Source organism: Corynebacterium heidelbergense, from assembly GCF_028609845.1.
In the GTDB taxonomy this organism is placed as follows: domain Bacteria; phylum Actinomycetota; class Actinomycetes; order Mycobacteriales; family Mycobacteriaceae; genus Corynebacterium; species Corynebacterium heidelbergense.
This window is the reverse complement of record NZ_CP063191.1, coordinates 1,088,043-1,108,765: the sequence shown is the minus strand read 5'-3', so window position 1 is coordinate 1,108,765 and position 20,723 is coordinate 1,088,043. Positions and strand designations below refer to the sequence as shown.

Sequence of the window (20,723 nt, the reverse complement as noted above, 5' to 3'; positions counted from 1 at the left end):
GCCAAAGCTACCCGGCAGTCGCGCGCCGCCAGTGGAGGAACTCCCGGCCGGCGAGGTTGGCGCCCACGATGGCCAACGCCGCCGTGAGCAGAAGCACCCAAGGATCCCCGCCGGTGGTGACGGTATCGGTGGCCACCACCGTGGCGATGGTGTTCGGGGCGGAGCCGATCAGGGTGGCGACGAGGAAGGGCCCCAGCGGGATCCGGCTGGCGGCACAGGCGTAGTTGAGGATGGAGAAGGGAACGGCGGGGACCATCCGCAGCCCGAGTACCGCGATCCAACCGCGCTCCGCGACCATCTGCTGCACGCTCTCCCACCGGCCGCGGGCGGACGCCCCAGAGCGGATAACGCGGTTGGCCACCAAACGCAGGCCGGTAAGCGACAGGGCCGCGCTGCACAGCAACCCCGTGAGGGCCAGGGCGCTGCCCCACACGCTGCCGAAGAGCAGCCCGGCCGCGATCGTCCACAAGGTCCGGGGGACCGGGAGCTGGGTGAAGGCGACCATCAACCCCACGTACGCCGCCGGTGCCCACCAACCGGCCCGGGTGACCCAGGAGCGAATGCTCTCCACGCCCGGGACCGGAAGAAACCACGCCACGATAGCCAACAGGGCTAGCGCGCCGAGAGCGACCAGATGCGGCGGCTGGAAACGGGGCAGGGAAGGGAACATGAGGTGAGGGGGATCAAGGGCAGTAGGTGCTGGACACGACGAAGGGGCCCGCACATGGGGCCCCGTTGACGATCAGTGTGTCCGGAGGGGGACTTGAACCCCCACGTCCGTTAATAGGACACTAGCACCTCAAGCTAGCGCGTCTGCCATTCCGCCACCCGGACTGGGTGAGGGGCGGGCCGGTATGAAACCAGGGCCTTCCCCCGTTGCACTGCACACACTCTATTGATCCGGCGGTTTAAAGACAAACTGGCTGGTTATGCGCCCGATGCCGGCCCCTATCCGGCCGGGGACATTTTCGCTACGGTTGGTTTCATGGCTGATAGCAAACACAATCCCACCTATCTCTCGGACCGCTTTCCCGGCCCGGATCCCTATGCCCCGTTGAGCGATCTTCCCCCGCTGGAGGTCACCTCTGCGGACTTCGCGGACGGCGACAAGCTCCCGGCCGAGCAATGCGGCAGCGATGCGGTCTCCCCGCAGTTGTCGTGGACGCCCGGGCCGGAGGGCACGAAGACCTACGCGGTTACTTGCTTCGACCCGGATGCCCCCACCGCCAGCGGCTACTGGCACTGGGCCGTGTTCAACATCCCCGCCAGCGTCACGAGCCTGCCGGCCAACGCCGGGGACGAGAGCCTGCAGAACCTGCCGGATGGGGCCGTTTCCCTGCGCGGGGACAGCCGGTCCTACGGGTATTACGGCGCGAACCCCCCGGCGGGCCACGGACCCCACCGCTACATCTACGCGGTGCATGCCGTGGGGGAGGAGCTGGACCTCGACGATCACCAGACTCCCACCGTGCTGGGCTTCAACCTCAACTTCAAGGCCACCGCTCGGGGCCTGCTGTGGGGTTGGACGGAGGACTCCTAAAGCCCGAGGGGGCAGGGGGGCTCGGCTAGTCGATCCACTCCCGCCGGCAGCCGACCGCCTGGCTGAGGTGCGTCAGCCCCTGACGGCGTAGCTGCTGGGCCAGTCCCAGGTGGATATCCCGAATCCAATCCGGCCCCCCATAGATGAGGCCGGTATAGCCCTGGAGCAGGTGGGCCCCGGCGGCGATGCGCTCCCAGGCCTGCTGCGGGGTCTCAATTCCGCCCACCGCAATGAGGACGAGCCGCCCCCGGGCCCGATCCGCGACGAGTTCGAGGACCTGCTGGGCCCGGCGGGCCAGGGGCGCCCCGGAAATCCCGCCAGCCCCCAGCGCTCGAACATAAGAGGCGTCCGCTGCCAGGCCCTCCCGCCCGATGGTGGTGTTCGTAGCGATAATCCCGGTGAGCTGCATCTCGCAGGCGGCATCCGTGATCGCCAGAACGTCCTCATCGCTCAAATCCGGCGCGATCTTCACGAACAACGGGCGGCTGGATTCCTTCCGCACGGCCGCGACGATGGCCCGCAGGCTGTCGACAGCTTGAAGGTCGCGTAGGCCCGGCGTATTGGGGGAAGAAACATTGATCACGAGGTAGTCCGCCACGGCCTCCACGGCGCGGGCGGACATCCGGTAATCGCCCGGGGCTAGCTGCGCCGGGGTGATCTTCGACTTCCCCAGGTTGACCCCCACCGGCTCCGGGCACCGGCGCGCACTCAGGCGGCGGGCGGCCCCATCCACACCGAAGTTGTTGAATCCCATCCGGTTGAGGATCGCCCGATCTTTCGGGAGTCGAAACAGCCTGGGGGTGGGGTTCCCGGGCTGCGCCAGGGATGTGAGCGTGCCCACTTCCGCGTACCCAAAACCCAGGGCCCCCCAGGCATCCACCTCCGTGGCATCCTTGTCGAAGCCGGCGGCCAACCCCAGGGGCCGGGGGAAGTGAAGTCCCGCGATGTCCTGGGCGAGGCCGGGCTCGTCGATCGCGGTGAGGCGACGCAGGGCAGTACAGATGGCGGGGGAGGCGGACAGCCCGGTCAGGGCGCGGGTCATGTAGTGGTGGATGCGCTCCGGGGGCAGGCGGAACATGGCGTGGAGGGCGGCGTTGTAGGCACTGCGGCGAAAGCCGCGCGTTCTGGGGGCTCCGGTGGTTGCTGGCTGTGGGGTGCTCATGGCGGGGGCCTCATCCTCCTCAGGGCCGGTTGGGGGACCTGGTCGATGGTGTGCGTAGGGTATTTCAGTCCACGGAGGTAGCGGGGAACGTGGGGGCATCGGGTACTCCCCGCTGCACGGCGGCGTTGACATCTGCCGAGCTCAGCAATTGTCGGGTGCCGGTGGAGTCCACGAGCAGTAGGTCCCCCTGGGGGTTACCGACGGTGTGGCGCACACTACCGATGGTGTTGATCTTGGCGACGGGCACGGGGGTTCCCGAGTCCACTCGGTACCCCGTGAGGGTGTGGTCCACGGTGGTGGACACCCACACGATCCCACGTCCGGCGTCCCAGTGGACGCTCCAGGGGGACGGCCCGGTGGGCACGGTCTCGTGGTGGCGCACGAGGTCGTCCATGCTGTAGAAGATCATCTGCCCGCCGCGGGTATCCGATGTTGCCAAAATGGACGAGCGCCCGTCACCGGCGGAGAAGCCGCCCACGCCCGTACCAATTCGCAGGGTGCCGTTGGGTTCTTTCTCCCCAAAGCTGAGGTCAGAGACCGTGGTTTGATGCCGATCGATCACGGCTAGGCGGCTGGCACCGTCTTGGGGGTACATCAATTGCATGTCGTCGATGTGTCGGCTGACCGTGGCCTGGCCGCTTTGGACCCCATCGGCGCTGTAGAAGTAGACCCGGTCCTCTCCGTCTAACCCCACGGCCCAGGTCCCGTCGTGGTTGCGGGTGGCGGCGGTGGCGGCTTTATCCACGTGGATGGTGCCTACGGTGGCCCCCGTCGCATCCACTTCCTTGACCTCCGTCCCGCACGTGGCGACCACCCCTCGGTCGGAGCTGGCCAAGTTCGTGCAGTTGGCGCCAAGGTCTTCCTCGCGGGTGCCCTCTCCGCTGGCGAGCTGGGGCAGTGTGCCCATCGTCAGCTTGCCCGCGTGGCGGGCGGCGTAGACCGGGGCTTGATCCGGCGCGGTGGCCCGGGCTCCGACGCGCACGAGCTGGTCCATGGGATCCCCCGGGGTGGTTTTGCCGGGGACCTCCCCCTTTGGATCCTGCGATTTCAGAGGCACGGCGGGTTCCCCGATCGGGGTTTGGTCCTTGGCCACATTGGCCGGGGCCGATTGTGCTGCGGTGTCCTCGCTCGGTAGCTGCTCAGCGTCGTCGGATGCGCATCCGGCCAACAGGCCAGCGGCGACGAGAAGCGCAGCGGTTGCGAGACCGGCGGACGACCTTACATGGGCTTTCACGGTCACTACGCTACCAGCGGCGAATACCGACACTTTCCTCACGCAGGTTCCCCACCCGGTGCCTCAAGGGGGTTGGCAGCGACACTGCAGGGCTGCTGCCAGTTGCGTTGTGTAGCCTGACCCTCCATGGATAGCAGCATTACGTGGGCGCAGACGATCGTCCTTTCCATCGTCCAGGGGCTCACCGAGTTTCTTCCGGTGTCCTCATCCGGCCATTTGCGCATCGTGTCAACGCTGTTGTGGGGCAAGGACGCCGGGGCTTCCTTCACGGCCGTCATTCAGTTGGGCACGGAGGCCGCCGTGCTGGTGTACTTCGCCAAGGACATCTTCTCCATCGCCCGGGGCTGGCTGGTGGGGCTGTTCGATAAGTCCCGGCGGGGGTTCGACTATCGCATGGGTTGGATGGTCATCGTCGGCACTCTGCCGATCAGCATCATCGGGTTCTTGGCCCAGGACTACATCCGGGAGGCTCTGCGGAACCTGTGGATTACGGCGGCGATGCTCATAGCCTTCTCCTTCTTCTTCGTGGCCGCTGAGCGGCTTGGCCGCAAGCGCCGCACCTACCGGGAACTGAACGTGAAGGATGCGGTGTGGATGGGTTTTGCCCAGTGCTTGGCCCTCATCCCGGGCGTCTCTCGGTCCGGCGGCACCGTCTCCGCCGGGTTGTTCCGCGATCTCGATCGGGAGGTCGCCACGCGATTCTCCTTCCTGCTCGCCATTCCGGCGGTCCTGGCGGCCGGGCTCTTTTCTCTTCCGGACGCCTTTAGCCCCGCGGCTGGCGAAGCCGCCTCGGGGGCTCAACTGCTCGTCGGTACTGCCATTGCCTTCGTCGTGGGTTATGCCTCTATCGCCTGGTTGCTGCGTTTCGTGGCTCACCACTCCTTCGCGTGGTTCGCGCTGTGGCGGGTGCCGCTGGGCTTGGCCGTGATGGCGCTGCTGGCCGTGGGGGTTCTGCCCGCCCAGTAGGCGGACCTGCTCGTGGGGCCGCTTAGAATGGGCAACCATGCAGTCCTGGCCGCACCCCGCTATCTCACCGGTACCGGTGGACCTTCCCGCCCTCCGGCTCTACGACACGGCGGATGACGCCATCAAGCCCGTTGTCGGTTCCTCCCCAGCGCCCTCCGATCAGGCGGAGGTCGGGATGTACGTCTGCGGCATCACTCCCTACGATTCCACGCACCTCGGGCACGCGGCGACGTACCTGACGTTCGACACGATTAATCGCTACTTGCGCGCCTGCGGGCACGGGGTGCACTACGTGCAGAACGTCACGGACGTGGACGATCCGCTGTTCGAACGAGCCGAACGGGACGGCGTGGATTGGCGCCACCTCGGGGACGCGCAGACCGATCTGTTCCGGTCGGACATGACGAACCTTTCGGTAATCCCACCCCGCGATTTTATCGGCGCCATCGAGAGCGTGGGGGAGGCGATCGCCATGGTCCAACGGCTATTGGACCGGGGCGCGGCCTATCAGGTGGACGACGAATACCCGGATATCTACGCCGACTATTCCTTCACCCCGCAATTCGGCTATGAATCGCGCTACGACCCGGCCACCATGGCCGAGCTCTTCGCCGAACGGGGCGGGGATCCGCAGCGCCCCGGCAAGCGGCACCCCTTGGACGCGCTCGTGTGGCGGGCGCACCGGCCGGGGGAGCCCCGGTGGGAGGCCCCTTTCGGTGCGGGTCGCCCGGGATGGCACATCGAATGCTCCGCGATCGCCACGAACCGGCTGGGGGCCTCCTTCGCCATCCAGGGCGGGGGAGTGGACCTGCGCTTCCCCCACCACGAGTACTCCGCGGCCCATGCGGAGGCCGCCCACCAGGTGGACCGCATGGCCAGCCACTATGTGCACGCGGGCATGATCGGCCTGGATGGCACGAAGATGAGCAAGTCCTTGGGCAATCTCGTCTTCGTGTCCAAGCTCACCGCGGCCGGCCATGAACCTGCGGCGATCCGGCTCGGGGTGTTCAGCCAGCATTATCGCTCGGATCGCGACTGGTCTGCGGCGGTGCTCCGCGACGCGGAGGAGCGCCTCAGCCGTTGGCGCCGGGCACTGGCCGACAGCGCAGACATGACCGCGGAAGAGGCCAAGGAGCTCGTGGTGCGCGTGGCCACCCCCCTGTCCCAGGACTTGGATACCCCCGGGGCACTGGAGGTTCTCGACGACTGGGCGCGGTCGGCCCGCCCGGGGGCAGACGGTTCAGGCGAGGGGGCCGAGGTCGTGCACGCGGCGGTGGACGCGCTGCTGGGTGTCCGGCTACGCCGTTAAGCTGGGGGCTGGTCTTACCCCCAGACCGCCCGCTCTCATCCTCGACGCGAAAGGTTAGCTCCCCACTGTGACCACGACCCAAGCGGCCCGCAGCGCCTTCATCGACAACCTCACCGCCATGGCCACGGGCAGCTACTTGCGCCCGGCCGATCGGGAATTCTGGGAACCGCCGTACCCGCAGTCGGTCGTCCGTGAAGCGACCGCGATTGTCGATCACCTCATTGCGGCGATCGCCTCAGTGGGGCAGCACAGCCCCGAGCAGCTACGGGAGCTCGTCGAGCTGCCCGCCGAACAGTCCGACGGGGGCCCGGATCCGCTGACTATCGCGATCTGCGCCATCGTCGACCCGGACCTAGCTCGGCTGAAGGCCCTCTCGGCGGAGCACGAAGATGCCGTCCTGGATTGCGAGGAGCAGTCGGACCTCATGGACGTTCTTGCCAGCGCTGCCAAGGAAGCCGGTGCGGATCCCGCCGCCGTGTTAGCGCACGCCACCCAGGTGCTCGATGACGAGTAGCGCCGACCCGGGGATGCGGGCTGTCCTGTGGGATATGGACGGCACCCTCGTGGACACCGAACCCCTGTGGGGCAAAGCCACCTTCCGCATGGCCGAATCCATGGGCCGTAAGCTCACCGCGGAGGCACGAGCTCGCACGGTCGGCGGCACCACGATCAACACCGTCCGCGTGTGCGCCGAGAACGCGGGAATCCGGCTCAGCCCGGAAGACGAGCAGCGCTGGGTGCAGTGGATGTTCGCAGAGGTGGGCAAACTCTTCGCCACGGGGATCGAGTTCCGCCCCGGAGTTCAGCGGCTGCTGGCGGAGCTGCGAGCGACCGAGATCCCCATGGCGCTGGTCACCAACACCGCCCGCCAACTGACGGACATCAGCCTGGCGACGATCGGCCCGGAGTACTTCGCCGTGTCCGTGTGCGCCGACGAGGTGGAGCACGGCAAACCGGCCCCGGATGTTTACCTCGCCGCCGCCCGGGCTCTCGGGCTAAAACCGGAGCAGTGCCTTGCCCTGGAGGACTCCCCGGCGGGAATGGCAGCGGCTACTTACGCCGGCGCGCGGGTCATTGGCGTCCCCGTGGAGCCGGGCGTCCAAACGCAGGAGGGCATCACCGCACTGGGCGAGCTCTTCGCGGGACAAACCGACCTGGGCAATATCACCGCCGCAGACCTCCACCGGGCCTACCGGCAACTGCACGGCCGACCGCACTCAAGTGTGTGAGACAATGACCCGCGTGAGCCAGCAAGAATCGCCGAAAACGTTTGACACTCTCTTCCAGCAGCTCCAGCAGCGGGCAGCGGAACGACCCGAGGGCTCGGCAACGGTGGCCGCCCTCGACTCGGGAGTGCACTTCCAGGGCAAAAAGGTCATTGAGGAGGCCGGGGAAGTGTGGTTGGCCGCCGAGTATCAATCGGACGAGGAGCTGGCCGAGGAGATTTCCCAGCTCATCTACTGGCTGCAGGTGGTCATGGTGGGCCGGGGGCTCAACCCCGAGGACGTGTACAAGCACCTGTAGCACCACGGTCTCTTACCCTTCTCCACCGCTTCCTCTCCCCAAGACTTCCCCTCTTCACCGCCGCCGAGAACAAAGGATGAGTCACCCCCGCATGCTTCGCGTCGCCGTTCCCAATAAAGGATCCCTCTCAGAAGCCGCCACCGAAATCCTCAGGGAGGCCGGTTACGCCACCCGCGGGGACTCCAAGGCCCTCACCGTCGTGGACCAGGACAACGGCGTGCAGTTCTACTTCCTGCGGCCGAAAGACATCGCCATCTACATCGCCTCTGGTCACCTCGACCTGGGGATCACCGGCCGGGACCTCGCCGCCGACACGCGCGAGGAGGTCGCCGAGCTGTTGCCGATGGGATTCGGCGGCTCCACCTTCCGCTACGCGGCGCCCGCGGGGGAGGGGTGGACCGTGGAGCGGCTGGCCGGCAAGCGAATCGCTACGAGTTACCCCAACCTGGTCCGCCGCGACCTCAACAAACGCGGGATCGATGCCCAGGTCATCCGCCTGGACGGGGCAGTGGAGATCTCCATCCGGCTGGGGGTGGCGGACGCCATCGGGGACGTGGTCTCCACGGGTCGCACCCTGCGTCAACAGGGGCTGGAGCCCTTCGGGGAGCCCCTGTGCGTGTCCGAGGCGATCCTCGTCGGGCGGGTCGGGGAGCCCGTCAGCGAGGAACAGCAGGTCCTCATCAAGCGCATCGAGGGGATCCTGCACGCCCACAACTACGTCATGCTGGACTACAACGTGCCCCGCACGGCCCTGGCACAGGTGAAGGCAATCACGCCGGGGTTGTCGGCGCCCACTGTGTCCCCGCTCGCCGATGACAACTGGGTGGCCGTGCGGGCCATGGTCCCCCGCAAGGAGGCCAACTCCGTCATGGACGAGCTTTCCGCCGTGGGGGCAGAGGCGATTCTCGCCACCGACATTCGCATCGCGCGCATCTAAAGTGGGGATGTGCGCCGACGCCTGGACCCCGTTCACTTAGCCCACCAATCCGCGCTGCGCTCTATCGCGCGCGTCGTCACCGCCACCGCGGAACCCAGCGAGCCGGAAGGGGCCGCCCGGGACATTGCGAACCTGCTGCGCGGCCAGGGCGTCCTCGTGCTTACCGGAGCCGGGGTTTCCACGGATTCCGGAATCCCCGACTACCGCGGGCCGGGCGGCTCCCTCACCCGCCATCGACCCATGACGTGTCAGGAGTTTCGGTACGACCCGGCGGCCTCCCACCGCTACTGGGCCCGCTCCTTCGTGGGGTGGCGGCACATGGCCGCGGCGCTTCCCAATCAAGCCCACTTCGCCCTCGCTGAGCTCGAGGCCCACGGGGCCATCCAGGGGGTCATTACCCAGAACGTGGACGGGCTGCATCGGGCCGCGGGTAGCCGGAACGTCCTGGCGCTCCACGGGGACCTCGCAACGGTCATGTGTTTGGCCTGCGGCCACCGTGAACAACGACGGGACTTGGACACCCGGCTGGAGCGGGCCAACCCCGGTTACGTGGACTCCATTCGTCTGGACCCCAGCCAGCTCAACCCAGACGGGGACGTGAGCCTGCGGGACAGCTCCGTCCAGCGGTTTCGCATGGTGGGATGCCGGGAATGCGGCTCGGTCCTCCTCAAACCGGACGTCGTGTACTTCGGGGAGCCCGTACCCCCGGAGCGCAAACAAGCCGCGGCCGACCAACTGCTCCGAGCCCGCGCCCTTCTCGTCGTGGGCTCCTCGCTCGCTGTCATGAGCGGGTTTCGAATGGTGCTGGACGCCCAAAAGGCCGAAAAACCCGTGGCCGTCATCAACGGCGGCCCCGGCCGGGCAGACGACCGGGTAGACGTCCTGTGGCGCACCCCGGTGATCCCGGCCTTCCACCGCCTCCTCGACGAACTAGATCTCTAACCCCGCAGCAACGGATACTCCGGCGGCGTGCCCCCGAAGGCCGGACAAATCTCCTGGAAGTGGCACCACCCGCACAGCTTGGAGGTCCGGGGGCGGAAATCCCCGCTCTCCACGTCAGCCAGGATGCGCGACCACAGCTCGCCTAGGTCCCGCTCGAAATATGTCAGCTCCGCGGGGCTGGGCCGCAACACCAGGTCCTGCGCCACCTTGAGGTACATCAAGCGCAACTGGGCCGGCACCGTCCCCGTCAGCCGCCACCACACCAGGGCGTAGAACTTCATTTGAAACCGGGCCTGGTCGGAATACTTGGGCTGCGGCTTCTTACCCGTCTTGTAGTCCACCACGCGCACCTGGCCGCCCGGGGCGATATCCACCCGGTCGATGAAGCCGCGGACCGGCACCCCGTTGGGCAAGGTGGTGTTGACGTACTTCTCGCACTCCTCGGCCGAAAAACCCGTGGGGTTCTCCATGCGGAAGTACCCCTTCACTAGCTCCCGGGCCTCCACGAAGAAGTCCATGGTCTCCTCCGGCGGAATGACCCCCTCCAACTCCTCCCGATCCCGGGACAGCAGATCCGCCCATGTCGGCTTGATCAGCTTCACCGCAGCCGGGTAGGTCCGCTCCTGGGCGGGCAGGCCGTGCATCTGCTCCAAAACCGCGTGCACGAGGGTGCCCAGCACCTGCGCCCGCGTCTTCGGCTCCGGCAGGCGGTCGATTGCGCGAAAACGGTAGAGCAACGGGCACTGCTGGTAGTCCCCGGCGCGGCTGGGGGACAGGGCGAGGGAGAGTTTCTGCGGAGCTGCCATCGGGGGAAGCTGCGCTCCTTTCTGTGGCTCTTCTCCTCCTTCGGCGCGGACCTCAAGACGCGGACCGCGGGGTGGGGAGAGGGGGAGAGGAAGGGGATATGGGGCCTGTTAGAGCGGCAGACCGTGGTGGCGTCGATAAGAACGAACCGCGATAGTGACCACCGTAGCCAGGAAGACCAACCCCGTAACGATAAACACGGCCTCTAGCTGCAGCCGGTGGAAGATCAACGCCCCCACGATGGATCCCGCCGACAGGGAGACCCACAGGGCAAGGTGCAGAATCCACACGATGTGCTTGCCGTCGAAGAAGGCCTCCACGAACCGCTGGCCCATCTTTACCAGGGTCCCCGTCATATACGTCAGCGGGATCGCGACCTCCCCCTTGCGCTCGAAGATGCTGTTCATTGTCCCCACCCCGATGGAGATGACCAGCATGGCCGCGCGTTCCCACTCCAGCAGCACCAGCGCGCTGCTGATGAGGAACATGAGCGTGACATTGAGCAGCACGGCCTCCCGCGCCCGGTACAGCCCCCAGCGCCTGGTGGCGAGGCGCTGAGTCAACGCCCCGTTCATCACCCCCAGGAGGAAGAGCAAGATACAGGACCCCGCCAGGGTCGCCAGCCCCCAGTTGGATTCGACGAGGGCGGTCGCCGAGCGCGTGGTGTTGCCGGACATGAAGGAGACGAAAACGCCCCCGAGGTATAGGAATCCGATCGAATCGACGAACCCCGCCACGAAGGCGAAGGCGGCGGCGAGGTAGCGCTCCCCGAGGCGATAGTCATACACGGTCGTTTCAGCTCCAGTGCTCGGCAGTGTGTCCGCGCCAAGATGTACGGGGTGGGGGATAGGGCGGGCAAATTGAAGAGGGGTTTTACCCCTGTGACGTGACGCTTTTCACGTCACCGGGCACCGCCCACTAGGGTGCGGTAAGGGATCGACAGAGTTGTGCAGAAAGGTGTGTGGCGAGGGCCCATGGCTTATTCCGGACCGTTTCAGGCGGGGGATCGCGTGCAATTGACGGACGCGAAGCGCCGCCACTTCACCATCACGCTGCTGGAGGGGGAGAGCTTCTTCACCCACAAAGGGGAGATCCGCCACTCGGACATCATCGGGCAGGACGAGGGCACGGTCGTGCGCAGTTCCGCCGGGGGAGAGTACCTGTGCTTCCGGCACCTGCTGGTGGATCACGTTTTGTCCATGCCACGCGGGGCTGCGGTGATCTACCCGAAGGACGCCGCGCAGATCCTCATCGAGGGGGACATCTTCCCCGGGGCCACGGTGCTGGAAGCCGGTGCGGGCAGCGGGGCCCTCTCTAGCTGGCTGCTGCGCGCGGTGGGCGAGCGCGGCCGGGTGATCAGCTACGAGGTGCGCGAGGACCACATCGATTACGCCCGGGATAACGTGGCCACCATCATGGGCGGGCACCCGGCGAACTGGGATTTGCGGCTGGGGGATTTTCGCAGCGTGCGGCGGGGGGACACGGGTGAGGTGGACCGGGTGATCCTGGACATGCTGGAGCCCTGGGAGATGCTGGAGACCGTCCGGGATGTGCTGATCCCCGGCGGGGTTTTCATGACCTACGTTGCGACCGTCCCGCAGTTGATGAAGGTCATGGAGGGCATTAGGGAGCAAGGCTGCTTCACCGAGCCGCGGGCCTGGGAGTCCCTGGTGCGGGAGTGGAAGGTCGAGGGGTTGGCCACCCGTCCGGAGCACCGGATGAATGCCCACACCGCCTTCCTCGTGTGGACCCGCCGCCTCGCCGATGGCGTTGTCGCACCCCGCCCGCAGCGTCGTGCGCGCAAGTAATCGGGACATTGCCGCTGCGTAGACTGGCGGTTATGACTTCTCCAGGTTCTACCTCCACCGATTCCTCCGGCCCGCAATCCCTGCGGGAGTTGCAGCAGGCCAACCGTACCTTGGGGGCCCGCAATGCCAAGCTGGTGGATTTGCTCTCCGCCTCGCGGCAGAAGTTGGACGAGCTGAACCAGCGCCTGCAGGCCCTATCCGAACCGCCAAGCACCTATGGCACGTTGTTGGCGGTCAACCCGAAGGGCTGGACCGCGGAGGTGTTCACCGCCGGTCGGCGGATGCGCCTGGCCGTTTCCCCCTTGGTGGATCGGGCTGCGCTGCACCCGGGGAGCACGGTGCGACTGGGGGAGGGGCAGCAGGTGGTGGAGGTCACCGGCGTGGAGGATAGCGGGGACGTGGCTGCGGTCATCGAGACGCTGGGGGAGCGGCTCATCGTTGCGGACAAGCTGGGGGAGGAGACGGTGGTGCGCGCCGCCGGGGATTTGCGGCAGGCGGTTTTGGCCCGGGAGATTACTGCGGGGGATTCGGTGATCGTGGACCGGCGCAGCGGTTGGGCTTTCGAGGCCATTGCCCGCTCGGAGGTCACCAGCTTGGTGCTGGAGGAGGTGCCGGATGTCAGCTATGCCGACATTGGCGGCCTGGAGCGGCAGATTGAGCAAATCCGGGATGCGGTGGAGCTGCCCTTCCTCCACCCGGAGGTGTACCGGGCCTACGGGCTGCGGCCCCCGAAGGGAGTTTTGCTCTATGGTCCCCCGGGTAATGGCAAGACCCTCATTGCCAAGGCGGTGGCCAATTCCTTGGCGCAGAAGATGGGTTCGGGCGATGATTCTTCCGCCGAGTCCTACTTCCTCAACGTCAAGGGCCCGGAGCTGTTGAATAAGTTTGTCGGCGAGACCGAGCGGCAAATCCGACAGATCTTCGAGCGAGCCCGGCGCATAGCGAGCTCCGGAAAACCGGTGATTGTCTTCTTCGACGAAATGGAGGCCATCTTCCGCACCCGGGGCACGGGGGTGTCCAGCGATATCGAATCCACAGTGGTGCCCCAGTTGCTGTCGGAGATCGACGGCGTGGAGGGGTTGGAGAACGTCATCGTTATTGGCGCCTCCAACCGGGAGGAGCTCATCGATCCCGCCATTCTGCGCCCCGGTCGGCTGGATGTGAAGATCCGGGTGGAACGCCCCGACCGCGAGGCTGCACTGGATATTCTCGCCAAACACCTCACGGACGATATCCCCCTCGCCGATTCGGCGGAATCCTTGCGCGCCCGGATTGTCGATGATCTTTTTGCGGACGACGCCACCCACCGCTATGTCACCCTGCACTTTGTGGATGGGAGCACCCAAGATCTCTATTGGTCCGACTTTGTGTCCGGCGCAATGTTGAACAACATCGTGGACCGCGCCAAAACATTGGCCATCAAAGATTCTCTGCGGGATGCGAATTCCCCGACCGGTGGCGGGATCAGCGCGGAGCACGTGGATGCCGCGGTCGCGGCGGAGGTGCGGGATAACGAGGACCTGCCGGATACGACGAACCCGGCGGAGTGGGCCCGCGTCTCCGGGCACTCCGGCCGGCGCGTGGTGGACATCTCGGTGGTGCAGCGATGAGCGAGTATCCCCGCATCTACGGTTCGGAGACGGAGTACGGCATCGTCGCGGTGGGCGAGGACCCGCAGATCAGCCCCATTGTCACGTCCACCCAGGCGGTGGTGGCCTATGCGGAGCTTTCCGGGCAGTCCATCAACCGGCGCACCCGGTGGGACTATGGCCACGAGTCCCCGCTGCGGGATGCCCGGGGCTTCGACCTGCGGCGTTACCGCAGCGATGCGGCCCCCGTGTTGGAGCCCAACGCGCTGGGCGCGGCCAACGTGATCACCCCCTCCGGCGCGCGCTTCTATGTAGATCACGCGCACCCGGAGTACTCGGCACCGGAGACCACCTCCGCTTACGACGCGGTGGTGTGGGATAGGGCCGGGGATGTGGTGATGCACCGCGCCGCACAGGCCGCCGGGTCCGTGGAGGGCCAGCCGAGTTTGAAGATCTACAAGAACAATGTGGATGGCAAAGGGGCCTCCTATGGGGCCCACGAGAACTACCTGTACCCGCGGCAGTGGGATACGGAGGCAGTTCACGCCGCGCTCATCCCACACTTCGTCACCCGCCAGGTACTTATCGGCGCCGGCCGGGTGGGACTGGGGCCCACCGGGGCGGAGGCCGGGTTCCAAATCTCTCAGCGCGCGGACTACATCGAGACGGAAGTCTCGCTGGAAACCACGCTCAACCGCGGGATCATCAACACGCGGGATGAACCCCACGCTACGGCGGATCGGTGGCGCCGCCTGCACGTCATCATTGGGGATGCCAACCTCAGCGAATTCGCCTCCTACCTGAAGTTCGGCACAACCGCCCTGGTACTCGCCGCCGCGGGAAAAGGGGTGGACTTCTCCGATCTGACCCTGGTGGACCCGGTGGCGGGGGTTCAGGCGGTCTCCCGCGACCTGAGCTGCACCCGGCCGCTGCGGTTGTACGGGCAGGTGGAGATGACCGCGATCGAGATCCAGCGAGAGATCCGGGCGCGGGTGGCGGCCGCGGGATGCGCGCGCACCGCCGACGACCAGCAGGTCCTGGCCCTGTGGGGGCAGTTGCTGGCGGACCTGGAGCGGGATCCGCTGTCCACGGCGGACCGGTTGGATTGGACCGCCAAGTTGGCCCTGCTCAACGGGTACCGCCAACGGGGTTTGGAGTGGACGGATCCGCGGTTGGCGGTCGTGGATATCCAGTACTCCGATATCGATCCGCAGCGCAGCCTTAACCAGGCCCTCGTCCGCAAGGGGCGGATGCGCACGCTCGTGGACCCCGAGGATGTGGCCCGTGCGGTGAACTGTGCCCCGGTGGACACCCGGGCGCATGTGCGCGGCGCGGTCGTCGCCGCCTACGCCGATCATGTGCTCGCCGTGAACTGGGACCAGATCGTGCTGGATTGCCCCTGTGCGGGTCGCCCGGCGACGGTGATTCGGATGCCGGAACCGCTGAGTTTTACCGCTGCCGAGCTGGGGGACGTGCCGCTCGATGGCTCCGTCGAGCTGCCGGATCTCGTCGCCGCCCTGCGGCAGATTCGCCCGGATGCGGTGGACGGCGTCGGCTAACGGCCGTTTTGGTCCCCCGGGAGCTGGGGTCGTCGGCGCTAGAGTGGAGCACCTAGTTCCATTCGGACGGCGGAAGGATGATCCACATGACCGGCGGTTTCACTCAGGCCCACGGCGGGCGCGATCGGGGGGAGGACACGGGGGCCGCGCCCGCAGAGGCGGCCAGCGGCAGCCAGCAGATCGGCGTGCAGGGGACGGATGACCTCTTGGACGAGATCGACGGTCTGCTGGAGAACAACGCCGAGGAGTTCGTGCGCTCCTACGTGCAAAAGGGCGGCCAGTGAGCGCTGCCGAGCCACTGGTGCGGCGCATCATGGGGCTGGAGACGGAGTACGGCGTAGCCAACGTCCGCGATGCCGTCCGCCGCCTCGGCCCAGACGAAGTCGCCCGCCAGCTCTTCGCCCCGGTGGTGGAGGAGTTTCGCAGCTCCAACATCTACACCACCAACGGTTCTCGCCTGTACCTGGACGTAGGGGCCCATCCGGAGGTGGCCACGGCGGAGTGCGACAGCCTCCATCAGCTCGTGACCTATGACCGCGCCGGCGACGCCGAGGTCCAGGCCCTTGCGGAGGCCGCAGAGGCCTCGCTGGCCAGCGGGGGCCAGGTACACGTGTTCAAGAACAACACGGACTTCGTGGGCAACTCCTATGGCTGCCACGAAAATTACCTTGTGGGGCGGGAAATGCCGCTGCGGGCCCTGTCCGCTCAACTGCTGCCCTTCTTGGTCACCCGCCAGCTCATCTGCGGGGCGGGAAAGGTGTCCGTTCCCCAGCCGGGCGCGCCCAACGAGAACTTCGGGCCCGGGTTCGTCATGAGCCAGCGGGCCGATCACGTGTGGGAGGGCGTTTCTAGCGCAACGACCCGCTCCCGGCCGATCATCAATACGCGGGACGAACCGCACGCGGACTCCTCGCGCTATCGGCGCCTCCACATCATCGTTGGGGATTCCAACATGTCGGAGGTGACCACGGCGCTGAAGGTCGGGGCCACCCTCCTGGTGTTGGAGATGATCGAGGCCGGGGTGGCCCTACCGGACTTCGAGATGGCCAACGAGATCCGCTCGATCCGGGACATCGCCCGGGATATCACCGGTACGGCCCCGCTGCGGTTGCGGCGCTCGGGAGCCTTCACCACGGCGTTGGAGGTCCAGGAAACTCTTGTGGACGCCGCCGACCGGTGGTTGGCTGTGCGCCCCGAGCCGGAGCGTGGACCGTCCGACTGGCTGGGCACTCCCCGGGAGCAACTGCGGCCGGTAGTTGACCTGTGGCGCAAGGTGGTCGACTGCTTCCACACCCAGGACTTTTCCCCCGTAGATCAGCACATCGACTGGGTGATCAAGCGCAAGCTGATAGAACGGCTCGCCGCGCGCGACGGGCTGAGCATCACAAGCCCCAAACTGGCCCAGGTGGATCTGATGTATCACGAGATCAACCCCCGGCGCGGCCTCTTCCACCGCTTGCAGCAGCGGGGCCTGGCCGCTGACCTGCTGCGCCCAGAGGACATCGCCATGGCCCGGAGTACGCCCCCACAGACGACGCGGGCGGCGCTGCGGGGCGCCTTCCTCTCGGCGGCGCGAGCGGGAGGCCGGGAAGTCACAGTGGATTGGATGCGGATGAAGATTAACGGGGAATCCCCCTTGGAAGTCGTGCTGCCCGATCCCTTCGCGGCGCACAATGAGACAGTGGATCGCATGGTTGCCCTGTTGAGCGAAGGCACCGCTTAAACCGGCTAGAGAAGCATCTTCGGCAGAGAGGATCACCCCCAATTGGCTGCACATGGCCAGTCCCCATCGCCCCGCGCGGGGCGCAACGAACCCGGTTCCGTCACCTGGGCGGCGGGGGCCTCCCGCCTGTTTAACCTCGTCATCGCACTGATCAACGAGCCCGGGCCCAGGTCCCTGTCCTGGATCCGCGACCACGTGGAGGGTTATGCGGGTAACCCGGAAAGCAGCCGAAAGAAGTTGGCCCGGGACCGAGCCACGCTCCAACGCATGGGAATCTACATCGTGGAGCACTCCGATGGTCGCCGCTCCGTAGACCCGGAGGAGGGGCACCTGTGGTCCCTCAGCGCCGAGGATGCCTTCCTCCCCGCCATCGAGTTCTCCGAGGACGAGTTGAGCGTGCTGGCCGCCGCGACCCGGTGGCGCCACGAGGGGGAGCTCGCGGATGCGGCTGATTCCGCCTATCTCAAGCTCGCCGGGGCGGGGGTGCGCCGCAGTGCGGGGGACACCACGGTGATGAACGTCCCGGAGGGCACCGAGCTGTCCCCGGAAAGCGTGGACGCCATCTTCCGGGCCCTCGATCGCCAGCTCCAGGTTGAGTTAACCTATCGGCCCAGCGTGCTGGATGAGGAACAGACCCGCGTACTGGAGCCGTGGGCCTATGGGGCCATCGACGGGCGCATGTATGTCACCGGCTACGACGTGGACCGGGGCGCCCAGCGCACCTTCCGCCTCAGCCGAGTGACCAGCGTCCGGGTCCTACCCGCCTTTGCCCGGGCGGGGACCCCGGAACTGCCGGATCAAGAACTCATCGAGCGCGGGCTACGCACTGCCCGGGTCCGGGTGAGCGCCCGCATTCGCTTCACCGGGCCCGGGGCGGGCGAGCTGCGCCGCATCGCCGTCCCCGAGCAGGGCCCCGCCCACCACGAGGGCGCGGAGTGCACGATTGACACCCAACCCGTCGACCGGGAATGGCTGGTGCGCACCGCCGCCGCCTACGCCCCCACGGCCATCGTGGAGGCCCCGGCGGATGTGGTGGAAGACGTCCTTGTTTTGTTGCGCCGCGCCCACCGGCTGACTGCCCCCACCGGGGAAGAGGAGAGCTAAGGATGGCCGATACCACCGCACGGTTCCTACACACCTGGAGCGTGCTCAACTGGTTCCGGGCCCACCCGGAGGGAACCCTCATGCAGGCAGCCGCGGATCTGGGCACCTCCGTGGCCCAGATCCGGCACGAGCTGCGGCAACTATCCCTGTGCGGCCTGCCGGGGCACTACCCGGGTTCGCTTGTGGAAGTCGCCATTGGCCAGACCGGGGCCAGCGTGGAGTTCACCGCCGGCTTGGACGGAGCCCCCATCCTCACCACGGTGGAGGCGGGCGTGTTGCTGCTGAGTTTGCAATCCCTCCGCGCGATCGCCGAGCCCGCCCAGCAGGCCAGCATCGACAGCGTCATGGGGAAGATCCACACGGTGTTGCAGAACTCCCGGGAGCAGGTGGATCGCCACCTGCGGGGGCTGACCAGCGCGGATTCCGGGCAGGTGGCGTCCCCAAGAACAACACGCCGGAACCCCACCACCGACACCCCGCCGGCACAGGCAAGGAACATCGCCGCACTGCGCCAGGCCATCGCCCAACGCCGGACCGTGACGGGAATCTATCACTCCCTGTCCTCCGACCGGGTGGGACAGCGCGTTCTCATCCCCGATCTGCTCAGCGTGATCGACGGCAACACCTACCTCTTCGCCCGCGAGGTGGACCCGTCCGGTCGTGTCTTTGAAACCCACCGCACCTTCGCCCTCGCCCGCTTGGAAGGGGTGCAACTGGGGGAGCCGGGAAGCGCGCCGGAGCGCCAAGAACCGGACGTCGATCCGGACGATCCCTTCGCCCTGGGCAGCACGGAGAACTGGGCGGAGCTAAGCCTGCACCGAACTGCGGCCTGGATGCTCGAGTACTTCCCGCTGTTCGTCGACGAGGACGATCGGGAAGATGGCAGCATCCAAACGGACGAGGAGGGAGACATACCCGTTTACATCCCAGACACCGGGGAGTGGCTGGACAGGTTCGTGGTGGCCTACTGCCAGGAGCTCGCCGGGGTGCACTCCGCAGAGGTCGCGGCGCGAATTCACGAGCGCACCAGCACGGCGCTAGCGGTATACGAGACCCGCTCGTGGGGGTAGAGTTGGGCGCGCACTCAAGTAGATAGCGGAAAGGCAAAACTTATGTCCCTCGGACCGTGGGAAATCGCCCTCATTGTTCTGGTCATCTTCCTGTTGTTCGGAGCAACCCGGCTTCCTAACGCGGCGCGTTCCCTCGGGCGTTCCATGCGCATCTTCAAATCCGAGATGGATGAGATGAAGCAGGACGGCAACCGCGGGCAGGCAGATGCCGCCCAGCCCGCGCAGATCGCCCAGCAGCCCGCCGCCGGGGAGACCCCGGAGCAGTCCATGCACCGCCTCCAGGCCCAGCAGCAGGCCCAGCCCCAAGCGCAACCGCAGGCCCAGCAGCCGCGCATCGACAACGGGCAGAACTAGCGCCTCCACCCGCCCTCGCCCCTTTTTCCCCCACGCGATAGAGCACATGGCCTCCACCCCCAGCACTCGGCGCGCTAAGACCCGGCGGTCCCATCGCGCCCCCAAAAACGCCGACGGCACGATGACCCTGGTCCAGCACATCCAGGAGCTGCGCCGTCGGCTTCTCGTGGCCCTAGCGGCCATCCTCCTCGGCACCATCGTCGGCTACCTGTGGTACGGCACCCGGGTTGGGCCCATTCCCAGCCTGGGGGATATCCTCAAGGCCCCCTACTGCTCCCTGCCCCCGGAATCGCGGTTTGGCTCCAGCACGGGGGACTGTCGGCTGCTGGCCACCGGCCCCTTTGAGATGTTCGTACTCCGGTTGAAGGTCGGCGGTCTCGCGGGCCTCGTCTTCTCCTCCCCGGTGTGGCTCGGGCAAATCTGGGGTTACATCACGCCGGGGCTGAAGAAGAACGAGAAGCGCTGGACCCTGGGGGTGGGCGGCGCCGCGGGGGCCCTGTTCGTCCTCGGCGCCGTTCTCGCGTACTTCGTGCTCTCCCAGGGCCTGGAGTTCCTCATGTCCATCGGCGACGAGGCCCAGATCGCCGCGCTCAACGGCGAGCGGTACTTCAGCTTCGCGATCGGCCTGCTCGTCATCTTTGGGGTCAGCTTCGAGGTGCCGCTGCTCACCGTTCTGCTCAACCTCGCGGGCGTGATCAGCTACCAGCAGCTCAAGGAGAAGCGGCGCTACATCATCGTCGTCCTGTTCATCTTCGCCGCCTTCGCGACCCCGGGGCAGGACCCAGTCTCTATGGTCTGCCTGGCCCTGGCGCTGTGCTTCATGATGGAAATCGCCACGCAGATCGCCCGGTTCAACGACCGGCGCCGCAAGCGGCAGCGCCCGGGGTGGCTGGATGCGCAGGACGAAACCGCGACCTCCATCGAATCCGCCGCCCCGGTCGCCGCACCCACCCCGGAACCGGCACCTACCCCAGAGCCGACCCCCGCCCCCACGAGCGTGAGCTCCGCGCGTCCCCGCCAGGAGCCCCTGGGCCGCCGCGAGGGCCTCGGCGACCTCAGCTCCAGCGACTCCTTCTTCGAGGACGTGCTCTAGCCGGG

At 66.9% G+C, this 20,723-nt stretch carries 22 protein-coding genes and 1 tRNA gene; 17 read left to right on the top strand and 6 right to left on the bottom strand.

Features of this window, described 5'->3' with window-relative positions; all coding sequences use genetic code 11:
• Positions 1–7: 7 nt before the first annotated feature.
• Positions 8–670: a TVP38/TMEM64 family protein gene (locus tag CHEID_RS04895; protein WP_112769719.1), complete on the bottom strand. Its 663-nt coding sequence runs from the start codon at positions 668–670 to the stop codon at positions 8–10.
• Between the two features lie 78 nt (positions 671–748).
• A tRNA-Leu gene (locus CHEID_RS04890) sits at positions 749–834 on the bottom strand.
• A gap of 151 nt (positions 835–985) precedes the next feature.
• Between CHEID_RS04890 and CHEID_RS04885 the strand changes: the two genes are divergently transcribed.
• Positions 986–1,540 carry a YbhB/YbcL family Raf kinase inhibitor-like protein gene (locus CHEID_RS04885; RefSeq protein ID WP_112769731.1) on the top strand — a complete coding sequence of 185 codons (555 nt, stop codon included), beginning with the start codon at positions 986–988 and terminating at the stop codon, positions 1,538–1,540.
• A 25-nt stretch (positions 1,541–1,565) separates the two neighbouring features.
• Here the strand turns inward: CHEID_RS04885 and CHEID_RS04880 are convergent, their stop codons facing one another.
• Positions 1,566–2,702, bottom strand: coding sequence for a quinone-dependent dihydroorotate dehydrogenase (locus CHEID_RS04880; RefSeq protein ID WP_112769720.1), 1,137 nt, complete (start codon positions 2,700–2,702; stop codon positions 1,566–1,568).
• Positions 2,703–2,766: 64 nt separating this feature from the next.
• The gene (locus tag CHEID_RS04875) at positions 2,767–3,936 is read right to left on the bottom strand and encodes a hypothetical protein (protein ID WP_146743863.1); all 1,170 of its coding nucleotides are present in this window, start codon (positions 3,934–3,936) and stop codon (positions 2,767–2,769) included.
• 126 nt (positions 3,937–4,062) lie between these two features.
• Here CHEID_RS04875 and CHEID_RS04870 point away from each other — a divergent pair, with 126 nt between their 5' ends.
• The 7 genes from CHEID_RS04870 (at position 4,063) to CHEID_RS04840 (ending at position 9,614) form a co-directional block, all read left to right on the top strand.
• Positions 4,063–4,902 carry an undecaprenyl-diphosphate phosphatase gene (locus CHEID_RS04870; RefSeq protein ID WP_112769722.1) on the top strand — a complete coding sequence of 280 codons (840 nt, stop codon included), beginning with the start codon at positions 4,063–4,065 and terminating at the stop codon, positions 4,900–4,902.
• 37 nt (positions 4,903–4,939) lie between these two features.
• Complete coding sequence (mshC, locus tag CHEID_RS04865; protein ID WP_112769723.1) at positions 4,940–6,211, top strand: cysteine--1-D-myo-inosityl 2-amino-2-deoxy-alpha-D-glucopyranoside ligase; 1,272 nt, start codon at positions 4,940–4,942, stop codon at positions 6,209–6,211.
• Positions 6,212–6,278: 67 nt separating this feature from the next.
• Positions 6,279–6,725 (top strand): hypothetical protein, encoded by a 447-nt coding sequence (locus CHEID_RS04860; RefSeq protein ID WP_112769724.1) that lies wholly within the window; start codon positions 6,279–6,281, stop codon positions 6,723–6,725.
• Complete coding sequence (locus tag CHEID_RS04855; RefSeq protein ID WP_238599345.1) at positions 6,715–7,440, top strand: HAD family hydrolase; 726 nt, start codon at positions 6,715–6,717, stop codon at positions 7,438–7,440. Before CHEID_RS04860 ends, CHEID_RS04855 begins: the two co-directional genes overlap by 11 nt.
• Positions 7,441–7,453: 13 nt before the next feature.
• The gene (locus CHEID_RS04850; protein WP_238596973.1) at positions 7,454–7,735 is read left to right on the top strand and encodes a phosphoribosyl-ATP diphosphatase; all 282 of its coding nucleotides are present in this window, start codon (positions 7,454–7,456) and stop codon (positions 7,733–7,735) included.
• A 91-nt stretch (positions 7,736–7,826) separates the two neighbouring features.
• A complete protein-coding gene (gene hisG / locus CHEID_RS04845; protein ID WP_112769727.1) occupies positions 7,827–8,672 on the top strand; it encodes an ATP phosphoribosyltransferase in 846 nt (281 codons plus the stop codon).
• 9 nt (positions 8,673–8,681) lie between these two features.
• Positions 8,682–9,614 carry a Sir2 family NAD-dependent protein deacetylase gene (locus CHEID_RS04840; RefSeq protein ID WP_238599346.1) on the top strand — a complete coding sequence of 311 codons (933 nt, stop codon included), beginning with the start codon at positions 8,682–8,684 and terminating at the stop codon, positions 9,612–9,614.
• Here CHEID_RS04840 and CHEID_RS04835 read toward each other — a convergent pair.
• Together CHEID_RS04835 and CHEID_RS04830 are read right to left on the bottom strand one after the other, a co-directional pair.
• Positions 9,611–10,420, bottom strand: coding sequence for a RecB family exonuclease (locus CHEID_RS04835; RefSeq protein ID WP_112769728.1), 810 nt, complete (start codon positions 10,418–10,420; stop codon positions 9,611–9,613). The two genes, CHEID_RS04840 and CHEID_RS04835, sit on opposite strands and share 4 nt — an antisense overlap.
• 108 nt (positions 10,421–10,528) lie before the next feature.
• Entirely contained in the window at positions 10,529–11,206 is a 678-nt protein-coding gene (locus CHEID_RS04830; RefSeq protein WP_273661398.1) for a YoaK family protein, read from the bottom strand.
• Between the two features lie 186 nt (positions 11,207–11,392).
• Between CHEID_RS04830 and CHEID_RS04825 the strand changes: the two genes are divergently transcribed.
• The 9 genes from CHEID_RS04825 (at position 11,393) to tatC (ending at position 20,718) form a co-directional block, all read left to right on the top strand.
• A complete protein-coding gene (locus CHEID_RS04825; protein WP_112770102.1) occupies positions 11,393–12,226 on the top strand; it encodes a tRNA (adenine-N1)-methyltransferase in 834 nt (277 codons plus the stop codon).
• 32 nt (positions 12,227–12,258) lie between these two features.
• Positions 12,259–13,836, top strand: a complete 1,578-nt coding sequence (gene arc, locus CHEID_RS04820) for a proteasome ATPase (protein WP_112770103.1) — start codon at positions 12,259–12,261, stop codon at positions 13,834–13,836.
• Positions 13,833–15,374 carry a depupylase/deamidase Dop gene (dop, locus tag CHEID_RS04815; RefSeq protein ID WP_112770104.1) on the top strand — a complete coding sequence of 514 codons (1,542 nt, stop codon included), beginning with the start codon at positions 13,833–13,835 and terminating at the stop codon, positions 15,372–15,374. Before arc ends, dop begins: the two co-directional genes overlap by 4 nt.
• An 86-nt stretch (positions 15,375–15,460) precedes the next feature.
• The gene (locus tag CHEID_RS04810) at positions 15,461–15,658 is read left to right on the top strand and encodes a ubiquitin-like protein Pup (protein ID WP_112770105.1); all 198 of its coding nucleotides are present in this window, start codon (positions 15,461–15,463) and stop codon (positions 15,656–15,658) included.
• A gap of 29 nt (positions 15,659–15,687) precedes the next feature.
• Positions 15,688–17,097, top strand: coding sequence for a Pup--protein ligase (pafA, locus tag CHEID_RS04805; protein WP_112770109.1), 1,410 nt, complete (start codon positions 15,688–15,690; stop codon positions 17,095–17,097).
• Positions 17,098–17,139: 42 nt separating this feature from the next.
• Positions 17,140–18,201 (top strand): helix-turn-helix transcriptional regulator, encoded by a 1,062-nt coding sequence (locus CHEID_RS04800; RefSeq protein ID WP_112770106.1) that lies wholly within the window; start codon positions 17,140–17,142, stop codon positions 18,199–18,201.
• Between the two features lie 2 nt (positions 18,202–18,203).
• Positions 18,204–19,271 carry a WYL domain-containing protein gene (locus CHEID_RS04795; protein WP_181645956.1) on the top strand — a complete coding sequence of 356 codons (1,068 nt, stop codon included), beginning with the start codon at positions 18,204–18,206 and terminating at the stop codon, positions 19,269–19,271.
• A 42-nt stretch (positions 19,272–19,313) separates the two neighbouring features.
• A complete protein-coding gene (gene tatA, locus CHEID_RS04790; protein WP_112770107.1) occupies positions 19,314–19,625 on the top strand; it encodes a Sec-independent protein translocase subunit TatA in 312 nt (103 codons plus the stop codon).
• 46 nt (positions 19,626–19,671) lie between these two features.
• Positions 19,672–20,718 carry a twin-arginine translocase subunit TatC gene (gene tatC, locus CHEID_RS04785; RefSeq protein WP_420536384.1) on the top strand — a complete coding sequence of 349 codons (1,047 nt, stop codon included), beginning with the start codon at positions 19,672–19,674 and terminating at the stop codon, positions 20,716–20,718.
• Positions 20,719–20,723: the final 5 nt, after the last annotated feature.